The sequence below is a fragment of the Psychrobacillus sp. NPDC096426 genome (assembly GCF_044762745.1).
In the GTDB taxonomy this organism is placed as follows: Bacteria; Bacillota; Bacilli; order Bacillales_A; family Planococcaceae; genus Psychrobacillus.
Genome location: NZ_JBIWEX010000018.1, coordinates 20,292 through 34,774 on the forward strand (window position 1 = coordinate 20,292; position 14,483 = coordinate 34,774).

Below are 14,483 nucleotides of genomic sequence, written 5' to 3' on the forward strand. Positions count from 1 at the left end.
CCACGGTTTTTTTTCTTCCTATTTTAAAAGTGCTTCAACTTCTTCTGCTGGGATCGGGCGGCTTATGTAGTATCCTTGAGCGGAAACACAGCCCATTTGTTTTAACAGCTCATATTGTTCCTCTGTTTCTACACCTTCTGCAACAACATTTACATTTAAAGATTGCCCAAACTGGATTAATCCTTGGACAAGCTTTTGTAATTTCTCTTGCTGCATAATAGAACTCACAAACGATTTATCTATTTTCAATTTGCTAATCGGAAGAAGTTGTAAATACCTAAGCGATGCATATCCAGTTCCAAAATCATCCAAAACAAAAGCAACTCCGTCTTGGTGTAATGTCTGCATTTGCTGAATAATAGATTTTTCGGCTTCCGCTTCGAGTGCAAACTTTTCTGTAAATTCAATTTGTAAAAGCTTCGGAGAGCAATTGTACTTATCTAACATGTTGCGAATTGTCTTTACCATATTTTTATCACGGAATTCCCGGACGGATGAGTTAAAGCTTACTTTAACCGGTATCCCTTTTTGCTCCCAAATAGCCGCTTGTTCACAGACCTTTTCGAGCATAAAAGAGCCAATTTTATTGATTAATCCGGTTTCTTCGGCGATAGGTATTAGCTCTTCGGGAGAAACGATTCCGAGCTCATCATCTTCCCATCGAACGAGCGCTTCTACTGATGTAATCTGATCAGTTAATACATCTTTTTGTGGTAAATATAGAACATGAAGATCATGGTGGTTTAAAGCTTCTAACAATCGTTTTTCAATTTGTGCACGACGAGTAAGTTTGTGATGGTCAGATGGGGAAAGGCTTGCAATCATGCCACCACCTTCTAATTTCACTTTTTGGATTTTCGTATCAGTAGCTTTCAATAAGTGCAAATAGGTTTGTTGATCTTCAGGGTATCTAGTAATTGCTCCGCTGACTGTAATAGGAACAACTTTATTGTCTAGATAAATCGGGTTTTGTTTTAAGTAATGGATAAAACCCTGTATATACCATTCACCTAAAGTTGTAAGGACCGCAAATTCATCCCTGCCTGCTCTAGCAATAATCGATTCTTCAAAATAGATTTTCAATCTTTTCGTAAACTCATTTAATAATTGAGATTCTGTTTGATCGTTAAATATTTCTTTTAACGTATAAAATTGATCGATACTAAGGAAAACAAAGGAAAAGTATTTGTCATCTTGGATATATTCATTCACCATTTCTTCTAAACGATGTCTACTCATTAGACCGGTTTCCGTATCTACATAAGCAATTTGTTCAAGGCGCGTTTGTATTAATTTCTTTTCTGTAATCTCTTCTTCCAATAACAAATGATATAGTGTATTATTCTCCGTATTAGTAATGGGGAGACCGATCAAATCAACCCAATAGCTCTCTCCGTCTTTTGTTGTTTTTTCGACCGTACCTTGGAAAACTTGTCCTTTTTGTAATGTGTTGATAATTTTATCTGCAATGGCAATATGGTGATCGGTATTAGGGAATAGTTGCCAAAAAGTTTTTCCTACAATTCGTTTTGGTGTCCAATTGCTTCTTTTTAAAAACATTTCATTTGCATGTAGGATTAGTCCTTCTTTGTCTAAATAAGCAACCATAAATGATTTAGATAATCCTTTTTTTAATAATTGTAACTCTGAAAAAGAAGATGCTTCTGTATCTTGTATTGTATTAGATTCAATCTGGAAGAAAACATAGTACTCATCGTTCATGAAGATCGATTTTGCGACAATAGATGTTTTCGTGGGGCGTCTATCTTTGGAATAGAGGATGACGGGACTGAAGCGAATTGGATCATCTTGATGTAGGATTGATTCCCAATTAGCAGTTAAATGCCCGTATGTATGCTCATTAAACAAAGGCGCTTTAGGTCCTTGTAAATCATCTAAATGATATCCAAATTGCTTTTCTGCCTCCTTGCTCCACCAAATAATATGACCGTCTCTATTTGTCATAAAGGTTGGAAATGGCAAATGACTAAAAACAGTGTTACTTAAATCAAATAATTCGTCTTTTAGGTACATATTAACGGCCCCTTTAAATAATTTATATTCATTATATAAAATATACATAAATTAGTCATTAAAATAGAGCAATTTATTCATTGAAAAATAATATTAGGGTATAAAGTAATAGTTATATATATATAGGGAGAGAAGAGGGAATGTGAAAATGGGACGATGGAAAGGTATTGTATTAATCATTTTTGGTTCAATGTTGTGGGGAGCCTCCGGACCGATGATGGAGTGGGTGTTAAAAGAAAGTAACTTATCTGTTCCATTTTTTCTGACGGTTCGTTTAACGGTAGCGGGGGCATGTCTACTAACCTTTTTAAGGATAAGAGGAAAGCCTATCTTTACTATATGGAAAGAGAAGAGTTGGTTAAAGCAATTGATCATTTTTGGTATTTTTGGGATGCTCGGTGTTCAATATACATTTGTTGCGGCAATTGAGGCGAGTAATGCGTCTATTGCAACATTACTGCAATTTTTGGGGCCTATTTATATCGTGGTATTTGTTTCGTGGAAGAGCAAGATGTTTCCTCCTAAGTATCAAATCATCGGTATTATCGGAACGCTCGTCGGGTTGTTTTTTTTACTAACAAACGCCAAATTGGATCAATTATTAATCAGTAATGAAGCGCTAATTTGGGGATTAGCAATCGGTGTTGCGTTTGCTATTTATACGGTGTACCCAGCAAGTCTCATGAAAGAGTGGGGAGTGCTTATCGTCGTTGGTTGGGGGATGTTAATTGGAGGAGTAGTGCTAGCTGTCATCTCTCAGATTTGGCGTTCGGATGAATGGGGGGAGTTCACGAATTACCCAATTAACTTAATGACCATTATCATTATTTTTGTTGGAACAATTGCATTTATACTCTTTTTAACAAGTATGAAGTACATATCCCCAGTAGAAACTAGCATTCTGTCCAGTATGGAACCATTAACTGCTATGGTAATTTCGGTTATTTGGTTAGGACAAGTTTTTGGAGCTTGGCAATATGTCGGCATAGTAGTAATGATCTTGTTTGTCACATGGCTTTCAATCGCTGGCGAAATTAAATGGAAACGAAAAGAAAGGATGGCTAATTGAGGCCATCTTTTTCTATATGTTGTGTACGTGTTATGGCATAATAGACTGTATATAGAAATAATTCGAGTGGCGAAGAATATAGGGGTGTTTTGATTGTGAAGACGATTTTTTCTTATTTATCACCATATAGGTGGCTTGTTGTGATTGCATTACTACTTATGTTAGTCGAACTTTCTGTAGAGCTTGTGCAACCATTGTTAATCGCAACTATTATTGATGATGGAATATTAGCAAGAGACCAGCAGACTATTATTTTTTTGGGAATTATTATGCTTGGGATTTCAGCTATTGCTTTATTAGCGGGAATCATTAATACATTTATCGCTTCCCATGTAGTGCAAAGTTATGGGTATGACATTCGTCAGGCACTATTTAAGAAAGTACAATCATTTACGATGGCAACTTTTTTAACGTTTCCTTCTTCAAGCTTAATAACACGGCTAACGAATGATGTGACGATTACGCAAAACTTAATATTCATGGGCCTTCGAATAATGCTTCGAGCACCATTATTAGTTGTTGGAAGCATTATTCTGTCCTTTTTTGTTCATGCTTACTTAGCTATGTTTTTAGTTGTGGGAGCGCCAGTTTTAATCATTTTTCTTTTCATTATGAGTAGAAAAGGACTTATGCTTTTTGGTAAAGTTCAAAGAAGTGTTGACAGCGTGACACGTAAAGTGCAGGAAAATTTGCAAGCCGTTCGCCTCATAAAAGCGTATTTACGCGGCAGCTTTGAATCAACTCGCTTTGCAGCTGTTGCAGACGAATTAAAATTTGATAATGTGAAAGCATTCCGTATTATGGAGCTCATTTTACCCGTTCTCTTATTTGTTATGAATGTGAGCTTAATGGCCGTTCTTTGGTTTGGGGCAAAAGAAATACAAACAGGGGATACAAAGATGGGGGATCTTGTTGCAATCGTTAACTATGCGATGCGTATGACGGGCGCATTTTCCATGTTTTCTTTCATCATCATATTTTTCTCTAGAGCGAAAGCATCCGCTGAACGGATGGAAGAGGTTTTAGTAGTCGATGAAGGAATTGAAGAAATAAGTAAAGATCCTATAGAATCCGTTCCTAAAATAGGAGAAATTGCGTTTAAGCATGTTTCTTTTCATTATCCTACAACCGATATACCTGTTCTAAAGGATGTTTCATTTTCTGTAAAAGCAGGAGCAAAGCTTGCGATTATGGGAGCTACAGGTTCCGGGAAATCGACACTGTTAAACTTGATACCTCGCATTTTTGATGCGACAGAAGGAGAAATATGGATTGACGGGGTAGAAGTAAAAGAATGGCCACTAAAAGAGTTAAGACAAACAATTGGGCTTGTTCCGCAACAATCCATCCTTTTCACAGGAAGTATTGAAGAAAACTTAGGATGGGGAGACTCGACCGCTTCGGGAGAAAGTCTTAAAGAAGCAGCAATTCAAGCGCAAATTCATCATTCGATTGAACAATTTCCAGAACAATATGATACGAGAGTTGGTCAAAAAGGAGTCAATTTATCTGGCGGCCAAAAACAAAGATTGTCCATTGCGCGTGCATTAGTACGAAAACCAGAGATCCTATTATTGGATGATAGTACAAGTGCTTTAGATGTATCGACTGAGAATGCCCTATGGGAAGCTTTAGAAAAAGAAAATGCAACGATGCTTGTCATTACGCAAAAGATAAGAACAGCAAAAGGTGCAGATCAAATTCTTTTATTAGAAGAAGGAAAAGTTTCGGCATACGGAACGCATGAACAGTTAATGGAAAGTTCTTCTTTATACAGAGAGATTGCGGAATCACAACAGGAGGGGGGCGGACATGATGAACTTCATTCGTAAACCTTTTGGATATGAACCAATTGTGACTAAGGAAGACTTGAAGAAAGATTATAAGAAAAAAGTGGAGAAGCCATCTGATTGGCAAGGGGTTCTACGTCGTATATGGAAGCTTGTAGATGAGCAGCGTTTTTTATTGATCGTTGTACTATTACTTGTAGTAGCTAGTTCTGCATTAGCTTTATTTGGACCGTATTTAATCGGTGTTATAATCGATGAATATATTGCTAAAAGTATTTTTGCGGGACTTGTGAATATAATAGGATTATTAATTATTGTCTATGTGTTTCTATCTGTCACGATGTATTTACAAAGTTATTGGATGATTGGGATCGCTCAGCAAACAATTTATAGACTAAGAACTGGATTGTTTGATCATTTACAAAAGCTACCTGTATCATTTTTTGATAAACGTCAACACGGAGAATTGATGAGTCGGGTGACGAATGATATTGAAAACGTCAGTCAAACGTTGAATTCTTCTTTTATACAAGTATTTTCAAGTATTTTAACTTTAGTAGGAACAACGGTTGTCATGCTTCTATTAAGTCCATTAATGACCGTTATTACATTAGTGATTGTGCCTTTTATGTTTTTTGCAATGCGTTGGATAACGAGACGCACATCGAAATTATTTAAAGAACAACAAAAAGCACTTGGAGAACTAAATGGAATGATTGAGGAGACTGTTTCCGGTCAACGAATCGTCAAAGCATTTTCCCAAGAAAACCGCATGTTAGAGGAATTTGCAGTGAAAAGTGAGCGTTTAAAAAGAACTGGTTTTTGGGCACTTACTTATTCAGGGTTTATCCCAAAAGTGATGAACTTTTTAAATAATATGAGCTTTACACTTGTAGCAGCAGCTGGAGGAATACTTGCGTTTTATGGATATATATCCATTGGAGAAATTGTCATTTTTACCGAATATGCCCGTCAGTTTACCCGACCGCTGAATGATTTAGCTAACCAGTTTAATACTGTGTTATCTGCCATTGCAGGTGCAGAGCGTGTATTTGCAATTATCGATGAACCGAAAGAAATAGATGTAGCAAATCATTATCAAGATTATAGACTGAAAGGAAATGTAACGTTTGAAGACGTTACTTTTTGGTACGATAAAAACGATCAAAGCCCGACGATTGAGCATGTCTCTTTCCGTGTAGAAGCTGGAAAGACAGCTGCTTTAGTAGGTGCTACTGGTGCGGGGAAAACGACGATCATGCAGCTTCTTGCTAGATTTTATGAAATAAACGAAGGGAAAATTTTAATAGATGGTATTCCGCTGGATAGTTTGCCAAGGCATACATTAAGAAGTCAAACAGCATTTGTTCTTCAAGATCCATTTCTCTTTGAAATGACTGTAAGAGAAAATATACGGTACGGTAAATTAAGTGCAACGGACGAAGCGATAGTGGAAGCTGCTAAAGAAGCAAATGCGCATGAGTTTATTATGAAATTGCCAAATGGATATGACACGATTTTAAAGGCAGACGGAGGAGAGATTAGCCAAGGACAAAAGCAATTATTGTCTATCGCGAGAGCACTTGTTGCAGACCCAGCCATTTTACTATTAGACGAAGCTACATCAAGTATTGATACGGTTACAGAACTGAAAATACAAGAAGCGCTTGAACGGTTAATGGCAGGCAGGACGAGCTTCGTCATTGCGCACCGCTTGAATACAGTACGTAAAGCAGATCTAATATTTGTAATGGAAAATGGAAAGCTGATAGAATCAGGTCCGCAAGAAGAGTTGCTACAAAAACAAGGACGGTATTATAATATGCTAACGGATACGAAGATTTAAGGAGGATTTTATGGATGTTTCTATAATGACTGTATCGATACCGCTAGATGCCGATACGATGCAAGAGGTAAAGGAATTACTTCAAGAAGATACAGTAGATTATGCTACGCTTATAAGCGTTGAAGAGTTAACAAATTACTATTTAAAAGGCTTTTGTGTACTTGCGTATGACGATGAATCAGATAAATTAGTTGGCGTGTTATCATCCATTGATCGACTAGCGACGGGAGAATACGAGTGGAGTGCAGTTGTTTCGCCGGTGAGGCGTAAGCAGGGAATAGGAACTGGACTTATCAAAGAGTTAGAGAGAAACTTAGTACTTCGCGGAGCAACATTCGATTTGGCTTTAGTACCAGAAGAATCACAAGTTGGACGAGAATGGTTGGGGAATTTTTACTATGTACATGATTTTACTGAACGAACTATGGTGGCAAAGGCAGAGGCAATGCTAACAAGTAATGATTTAGAAATCATTCAATACAGTTCGGAGGAGTCTGAGTTGATCGAAGTGCTCATCAGCTCTTTTGGCGATACAGTAGAAGAAATCCTAAACTTTATAGCATTTAATACGCAAACACCTAATCGAAAATTGATGGTCGCTACAATGGAAAATAAAGTAGTAGGCACAGTTACGATGGTGGATGATTCCGATAATTTATGGGTCACGGGACTCGGTGTACATGAGCGTGCACGAGGAAAAGGAATTGCTACTGCTATTTTAAAATGGGCGAAAAATGAAGCCCATCTTCTTGGAAAAATGAATGTTTACTTAGACGTAGAGACAGAGAACGATCATGCATTATCCATTTATGAAAAAGCAGGTTTCGAAACGACGCAACATACTCATTTCTATCGAAAAAGGTGATCCTATTTGGATCACCTTTTTTGTGAAATATAATTCTAGTCAAATCATGAAGGGTAAGAAAGTAGAATGCAAGCGGAAATGAGACAACTTTTTACAATCTTCTAACATAATTTCAATATTCCCTACATAAACTTTCTATAGGATGAATGGTGAAGAGATCGTTCAATCGAAAAGGAGAGATACTTATTGGGTTTGAATGAACGCAATGTGACGATGAAAGTTTCGAATAACCGGTTGAATACTTTACAATTTAGTTCTATCAGAAAGAAAGTACATACGAGCTTGCGATGGTTCATTATGAAAAAAGCTAGACCCCCGCGACATAAATACATTCCACTTCCACCGAGGAAGTAAATAGACATGCGTCATCTCTCAGTTAGAGATGGCGTTTTCCATTTGGAAAAAAGTATAATGAACTAGAAAAGCGCAAGTGCCTATGTTAATGGAATTCAGTCTAAGTTCAAGACATCGTGGTGCTCCTGCGCAAAGCTGGATCGATGCTTTAGTAAAAAGGTTTATAATTTCATATCTATTATAAAGGGGGCTTTTTTCATGAAAATTTATGCACATAGAGGTTGCTCAGGGTCATATCCGGAAAATACGATAGCTGCATTTAAAGCGGCCGCACGATTGCCGATACACGGTGTAGAGTTTGACGTGCATATGACAAAAGACGGGGAACTGGTTGTCATTCACGACGAGTCGATTGACCGGACGTCGAATGGCCGAGGTTTTGTGAAAGACTTAATGCTCGGCGAACTTAAATATTACGATTTCGGAGCGTGGTTTTCAAATAGCTTCCGAGGTGAGAAAATACCCACTCTTAGAGAGGCGTTATATGTCTTTAAAGATACACATCACCATATAAATATTGAATTGAAATCAGATGTTTTTCCATATGAAGGGATGGAGTGGAAAGTGCTAGAAATGTTGAAAGAGTATCGACTAGAAGGCAGGGTCGTTATTTCTTCTTTCAACCATGAAATGATTCAACTGGTAAAAGAACGAGCTCCACATATTGAAACGGCTATCTTATTTATGGAAGTGATGGTTGCTCCTCAAGATTATGCGAGTGTAGTAGGAGCTGATGCACTGCATGCCTTTTTTCCAACCGCATTACGGAAAATGGGGAAAGAGGTCATTGCAAGTGGAAAACAGCTGCGTGTTTTTACAGTAAATGAGGAGTTTTATGCTAATATACTTCAAGCTGTTGGGGTACATGCCATTTTTACAGATTACCCGCAAGAAATGTATAACTATTTTAATCGAACATCATTTTCGAATAATTAAAAGAGTTAATGATTGCGCAATTGAGTGATGTAGGGAATAATTAGTGTACAAAGTAATGGTTGTTTATATGATCGATAGGACTCATCGACTTTTATATATATATCAACACTAATGCTTTGTGCTTATAATTATTAGTATAAAGGGAGCATTACGGATGTTAAAAGGAAACTTTCTAATGATATTACTATCAGGTTTAGTCGTTGTAATATCGATCGTTGTATTTGTTCTTCATCAGCTAGTTGGATTTTTGTCTGATTATCGATTTATAGTAGGAGTACAGCCAGTTACAGAAGGTATAACGATCCTTTTGTATGTGTTTATGATTATTCCATTTATTTTATGGGCCATTTCTGCATTTGTGTATAGAAAAAATGCACAGCATAAATTATTGCCAACGCTTATTACATTAACACTTACGTTTGGGTCGATTGCGATAATCGCTGGAGGAGACGGTCTTGTAGAATATCATTTCTCTATTTTTATGGTTATCGCAATGATTGCGTTTTTCGGATCTATAAAGCAGGTTGTTTTAAGTACAGTCATTTTTGCAATGCAACATGTTTTGGGGTATTTTTTATTCCCCCAATTACTATGCGGAACGACGGATTATAAATTTTCCCTTTTATTGATTCATGCCCTATTTTTACTGTTAACAAGTGGTGCGAATATAGCTTTAATATTGCAAAAAAATAATTTAGAAAAAGAAAAAGTAATGGAACGTGAGAAAAACAATGATAATAGTAAAAAAGCAATCATACATACATTAACTTCAGCAATCCAAAACTTGCAAAACACATCCGGAGAGTTAGCGGCAGGTTCTAGTGAGTCAAATGAAGGAACGAAAAATATTCAATCATCCATCCAAAAGTTAAGTGAATCAATTATTGAGCAAGTGCAAGATGCAGAAAAAAGCGAAAGACAAATAGAAGCGCTGACTCATAATTTGACTCAGGTCCGACATCTTGCAGAAGAGAGTAGAGATAAATCTCAGTATGTATCAGAAAATGCGATTAATGGCAAAGAATTAATTGGGAAGACACAGTTTCAATTTGGGAAAACAGAACAGATGGTTAACGTTTTAGCGGATCGGTTAGAGGTTTATCAGTCAAAAGTAGACGAGATAAGTACACATGCCACGTCCATTATCGGTATTTCTGATCAAACAAAGCTATTAGCTTTAAATGCTTCTATTGAAGCAGCGAGAGCTGGAGAATATGGGGCTGGATTCGCTGTAGTAGCTAGTGAAGTTAGTAAACTGGCTACACAATCTGAAAATACATCTTCTGAAATTCAGCAAGTTGTATCGAAAATTAGTAAGGATTCTGCGGCTATATTAAATGATATTGCCATCGTATTGAACGAATTAAATATTAGTAGAGATTATATGGATAGATCAGAGGAAACATTCCGTAAAATAACAGAAGAAACAATTGATGCATCCAACTATTTAAACAACTCCGCACAATATATTTCAAAAGTGGATGAGTCTTCACAAGTATTAACGAAAAGTATTCAACATATCCATCAATTACTAAGAAGGAACGAGGAAAATATTCAACAAATTTCAGTAGCTACCGAAGAACAATTAACCTCTTTCGAGTCGCTCGTAAGCCTATCAGATTCTTTACAACATCTTTCAGAAAACATGAGCAAAGTCTCTAAGGAGATAGAAATAGAATAACAAAAAGAGGATGCCCTACAGCTTGGGGCATCCTCCTTTTATTTCTTCAACAATAAATACATAAAATAAGGACCGCCTATTAAAGCAACCATTACTCCAGCGGGAAGTCCGTTTGGTTCAACAACGTTTCGGCCGATTGTATCCGCAAAAAGTAAAAGCCACCCACCGATTAAAATAGCAACAGGTATAAATAATTGATGTCTTGGGCCTACTAAAGATTTTGCAATATGTGGGGCCATCAATCCGATAAATGCAATCCCCCCTGTAACAGAAACTGCAGAAGCAGCTAGTGCAACTGCAGCAAGCAAGAGAACAATTCGTTCTTTTTCAATAGATACTCCAACACCAACAGCAACTGGTTCACTTAAACCGAGTAAATTTAACTTATTGGCTTTATAAAATATGAATGGAATGAGAACAATTAGCCACGGAAGTAACGCTAAAATAAATGGCCAGTCAGCCCCCCAAATATTCCCCGCTAACCACTTGGCGATAAAATCAACTTTTTGACGTTCTGCTGAAGAGATTATGACAATCATCAAGCCAGATAAAGCCATGGAAACCCCTATACCAACAAGAACTAAACGAACCGGCTGTAAACCTACTTTTCGATTGTAGGACAATATGTAGATGAAAAATGCCGTAATAACAGCGCCGATAAATGCCACAAAAGGAAGGATATATACAAATGATCCTGGTTGAATAGGAAAGAATAAGAAAAACAAAGAAATTGCTACCCCGGCACCCGAATTTATACCGATAATACCTGGATCAGCCAAATCATTACGTGTAATACCTTGTAAAATCGTTCCAGATAAAGCTAATGCTATTCCAGCAAGTAGAGTAATAACTATTCGTGGTAAACGAACGGAAAAGAGTACAAACTCTTCTTTGAATGTGCCATACCCAAATAGAGTAGGCAATAAGCGATCAAACGATAAGGAAGAGTATCCAATTCCAGCACTAATAATAACGGTAGCTAAAATAAGGAAAGTTAATATTATAACGATTATTCTTTGTTTTTTGATGAGTTCCTTTTGTATCATTGGAATGCACCTCCTCCTTTACGAACAACGAGTAGAAAGAAAGGCAGTCCCATGATCGCAATAATTGCTGCAACCGGTGTCTCATAAGGAATGTTAATCGTTCTTCCGAGCGTATCGGCAACTAGCATAAGAATAGCTCCAACTATGATTGACATAGGGAGGATAGCACGATAATCAGTTCCCACAATAGCTCGAACAATATGAGGAACCATTAAGCCCACAAATGCCATATTCCCAACAAGAGCCACAGAAGCACCAGCAAGTAAGATAATAACAATAAATAGAATTGTTTTTACTTGACCGGTTTTCTGACCTAATCCTACAGCCACTTCTTCATTTAAACTCAAAATAGTTAATTGTCGGGAAAGTAATAGCGCTACTAAAATACCAACACTAACAAAAGGAATAATAATGTTCAATTGCATCCAATTTGTCCCAATGAGACCTCCAGCAGTCCACATGGTGACGTCTTTTGAAATTTTAAAATAGATCCCTACTCCTTCTGCGATTGCAAATAAAAACGCAGAAACTGCAGCCCCTGCAAGTACAATCCGTAAAGGAGAAAACCCACCTTTTTTTAGAGTACCAATACTAAATACTAAAATGGCCCCTGCTGCAGCCCCAATAAAGCAAGCAATGGTGATTCCTAAATAGTTTGTAGCAGGAAGAACTGCTAGAGTTACTGCTAGGGCTGCATTCGCTCCAGCGGTAAGTCCTAGTAGCCCTGGGTCAGCAAGGGGATTTCTTGTTATACCTTGCATAATAGCTCCTGAAACAGCAAGTGCAGCTCCTACAACGACAGCTCCAACCTCTCTAGGAAAACGAATTTCTCGAAGTATATTTATCTGATCACTTTTCAAGTTAGAAAACATAGCATTCCAGACATCTTGAAAGGATGTCTCTGCAGCCCCAAAACCCATCGCAACGATAAACATAGCAAACAGTAAAGATAATCCGATTATGAATTTTATACTAAAACGAATAGAAAATTTCATCTTTCGTATCCTTTCTATCATAAAGAAGGGAGGAATCCAAGATTCCGAATTCCTCCTCGATCATTATTTCCCGTTTAAAAAGTGTTCATTGAAGAATTCTAATTGATTATCTAATGCAATTGGATCATTATTATAAAATTCTTCCATTTTCGCTTCAAAAACACGATTATTTTTTACAGCAGGAATATTTTTATAAGTATCTGTCTCTTGGAATGAGTTATCTGTATCAGCCGATTTACTAAAGATTACATAGTCTCCTGCAAATTCAGGAAGCACTTCTAAAGACAATGCATAATAACCAGGCGCTAAAGCCATTTCTTCTACTTTTTTAGGCATTTTTAATCCCATTGCTTGATAAAGGACTTCTGTCCCTCGACCCCAGTTATTGCCATAGACATATAGTTGTTTATTAAAGTTTTCAATTACTGATACAGTAGCATCTTCGCCTATAGCAGCTTTAATTTCTTCTCCAGCAGTTTTCGTACGTTTTTCAAAATCATTAATCCAATCTTGCGCTTCTTTTTCTTTATTTAGTAATTTACCGATTTCCAAATGTTGTGTTAAATAATCTACCTTACCGTAAGTAAACGTTACTGTAGGTGCAATTTCTTTTAACTTGTCTAAATTTTGTGCTGTAGAAAATCCAATAATTAAATCTGGATCTAGCTCGACAATCTTCTCTATGTTTTCTTCAGACACTTCTTCCACATCTTTTAAAAAGTTATCATATAGCGGGTTTTGTTTTGACCACGAATCTACTCCAACTAAATTAACACCAAGAGCAGCAACGTTACCTGCATAACCGGATACAACAACTACACGTTGTGGGTCAGCGGGTACTTCAATTGGGCCTTCTTCTGATTGATATGTAATAGTTGTCGGTTCGTCTTTTTCATCATTCGCTTTTTTAGCGCTGGACTCGTTATTACAAGCACCTAAAGCTAGCACAAATAAAAATAATATTGGTAATAAGAACTTTTTCATGATGGTTATTCTCCTTTAAGTAAGTTGTATGTAATACACATAGGTTTATTTGTTCTTGGGTCCAATCCAATCTCCGCATCTATTTGGAACACATCCCGTAGTACATCTTTTGTAATTACTCTCTCGCAACTACCAGCTTTCACAATTTGACCAGCTTTTAAGGCTATAATGTTGTCTGCAAAGCGCGCTGCTTGATTGAGATCATGTAATACCATTACTATTGTGCGTTTTTCTTCTTGGTTAAGTTTTTGCAGAAGTTCTAGCACTTCCAATTGATGGGCCATATCTAAATAGGTAGTAGGCTCATCTAAAAAAATGATTTCCGTTTCTTGGGCTAGCGCCATTGCAATCCAAACGCGCTGGCGTTGCCCTCCAGAGAGTGCATCTACTGGATAGTATTTGAATTCATGCGTTCCGGTAACTTGAAGCGCCCAGTCAATCACTTCGTAGTCTTTTGTCGTGAGTCGCCCAAAACCAGTTTGATAAGGAAATCTACCATAGGAAACAAGTTCTCCGACTGTGAGACCCGCGGCACTTTCTGGTGTCTGTGGTAAAATGGCCATTTTTTTTGCGAGTTGTTTCGTGTTTTCTTTTGTAACACTTTTTCCATCTAACACAATCGAGCCAGACTGGTGAGAGATGATTCGTGTAATAGCTTTTAAAAGGGTAGACTTTCCACAGCCGTTAGGTCCAATAATCGTTGTAATTTGTTGATCTGGAATTTGTACAGACAGCTCTTTCACAATTAAACGCTCGCCGTAGCCAATAGATAAATCATCTGTGTAAAGACGGACCATGCCGAAACCTCCAAACTTAATATTGCATTTATCAATGATAACGATTATCATTATCATATAAGCAACTATATTTAAATAAAAGCATA

Annotated in this window: 11 protein-coding genes; 6 read left to right on the forward strand and 5 right to left on the reverse strand. The window is 37.1% G+C overall.

What is annotated here, in order from left to right; all coding sequences use genetic code 11:
• Positions 1–18 precede the first annotated feature (18 nt).
• Entirely contained in the window at positions 19–2,034 is a 2,016-nt protein-coding gene (locus ACIQYS_RS15020) for an EAL domain-containing protein (protein WP_402981675.1), read from the reverse strand.
• Between the two features lie 148 nt (positions 2,035–2,182).
• Here ACIQYS_RS15020 and ACIQYS_RS15025 point away from each other — a divergent pair, with 148 nt between their 5' ends.
• The 6 genes from ACIQYS_RS15025 (at position 2,183) to ACIQYS_RS15050 (ending at position 10,575) form a co-directional block, all read left to right on the forward strand.
• Entirely contained in the window at positions 2,183–3,103 is a 921-nt protein-coding gene (locus ACIQYS_RS15025; RefSeq protein WP_402981678.1) for a DMT family transporter, read from the forward strand.
• 95 nt (positions 3,104–3,198) lie between these two features.
• Entirely contained in the window at positions 3,199–4,935 is a 1,737-nt protein-coding gene (locus ACIQYS_RS15030; RefSeq protein ID WP_402981681.1) for an ABC transporter ATP-binding protein, read from the forward strand.
• Positions 4,919–6,739 (forward strand): ABC transporter ATP-binding protein, encoded by a 1,821-nt coding sequence (locus tag ACIQYS_RS15035; protein ID WP_402981839.1) that lies wholly within the window; start codon positions 4,919–4,921, stop codon positions 6,737–6,739. Before ACIQYS_RS15030 ends, ACIQYS_RS15035 begins: the two co-directional genes overlap by 17 nt.
• Before the next feature lie 10 nt (positions 6,740–6,749).
• Positions 6,750–7,604, forward strand: a complete 855-nt coding sequence (locus ACIQYS_RS15040; RefSeq protein ID WP_402981684.1) for a GNAT family N-acetyltransferase — start codon at positions 6,750–6,752, stop codon at positions 7,602–7,604.
• Between the two features lie 552 nt (positions 7,605–8,156).
• The gene (locus tag ACIQYS_RS15045; RefSeq protein WP_402981687.1) at positions 8,157–8,894 is read left to right on the forward strand and encodes a glycerophosphodiester phosphodiesterase; all 738 of its coding nucleotides are present in this window, start codon (positions 8,157–8,159) and stop codon (positions 8,892–8,894) included.
• 154 nt (positions 8,895–9,048) lie between these two features.
• Positions 9,049–10,575: a methyl-accepting chemotaxis protein gene (locus tag ACIQYS_RS15050; protein WP_402981690.1), complete on the forward strand. Its 1,527-nt coding sequence runs from the start codon at positions 9,049–9,051 to the stop codon at positions 10,573–10,575.
• Between the two features lie 38 nt (positions 10,576–10,613).
• Here ACIQYS_RS15050 and ACIQYS_RS15055 read toward each other — a convergent pair whose 3' ends face one another.
• From ACIQYS_RS15055 to ACIQYS_RS15070, 4 genes are all read right to left on the reverse strand, one after another.
• Entirely contained in the window at positions 10,614–11,621 is a 1,008-nt protein-coding gene (locus ACIQYS_RS15055) for a FecCD family ABC transporter permease (protein WP_402981693.1), read from the reverse strand.
• Positions 11,618–12,616 (reverse strand): FecCD family ABC transporter permease, encoded by a 999-nt coding sequence (locus ACIQYS_RS15060; RefSeq protein WP_402981696.1) that lies wholly within the window; start codon positions 12,614–12,616, stop codon positions 11,618–11,620. Before ACIQYS_RS15060 ends, ACIQYS_RS15055 begins: the two co-directional genes overlap by 4 nt.
• Before the next feature lie 63 nt (positions 12,617–12,679).
• A complete protein-coding gene (locus ACIQYS_RS15065) occupies positions 12,680–13,600 on the reverse strand; it encodes an iron-hydroxamate ABC transporter substrate-binding protein (RefSeq protein WP_402981699.1) in 921 nt (306 codons plus the stop codon).
• A 5-nt stretch (positions 13,601–13,605) separates the two neighbouring features.
• Positions 13,606–14,397 (reverse strand): ABC transporter ATP-binding protein, encoded by a 792-nt coding sequence (locus ACIQYS_RS15070; RefSeq protein WP_402981702.1) that lies wholly within the window; start codon positions 14,395–14,397, stop codon positions 13,606–13,608.
• Positions 14,398–14,483 lie beyond the last annotated feature (86 nt).

Bases quoted from the DNA above. Each gene is read 5' to 3' on its own strand.
- ACIQYS_RS15020 (WP_402981675.1), bottom strand. From the start codon at position 2,034: ATGTACCTAAAAGACGAATTATTTGATTTAAGTAACACTGTTTTTAGT.
- ACIQYS_RS15025 (WP_402981678.1), top strand. From the start codon at position 2,183: ATGGGACGATGGAAAGGTATTGTATTAATCATTTTTGGTTCAATGTTG.
- ACIQYS_RS15035 (WP_402981839.1), top strand. From the start codon at position 4,919: ATGAACTTCATTCGTAAACCTTTTGGATATGAACCAATTGTGACTAAG.
- ACIQYS_RS15040 (WP_402981684.1), top strand. From the start codon at position 6,750: ATGGATGTTTCTATAATGACTGTATCGATACCGCTAGATGCCGATACG.
- ACIQYS_RS15045 (WP_402981687.1), top strand. From the start codon at position 8,157: ATGAAAATTTATGCACATAGAGGTTGCTCAGGGTCATATCCGGAAAAT.
- ACIQYS_RS15050 (WP_402981690.1), top strand. From the start codon at position 9,049: ATGTTAAAAGGAAACTTTCTAATGATATTACTATCAGGTTTAGTCGTT.
- ACIQYS_RS15055 (WP_402981693.1), bottom strand. From the start codon at position 11,621: ATGATACAAAAGGAACTCATCAAAAAACAAAGAATAATCGTTATAATA.
- ACIQYS_RS15060 (WP_402981696.1), bottom strand. From the start codon at position 12,616: ATGAAATTTTCTATTCGTTTTAGTATAAAATTCATAATCGGATTATCT.
- ACIQYS_RS15065 (WP_402981699.1), bottom strand. From the start codon at position 13,600: ATGAAAAAGTTCTTATTACCAATATTATTTTTATTTGTGCTAGCTTTA.
- ACIQYS_RS15070 (WP_402981702.1), bottom strand. From the start codon at position 14,397: ATGGTCCGTCTTTACACAGATGATTTATCTATTGGCTACGGCGAGCGT.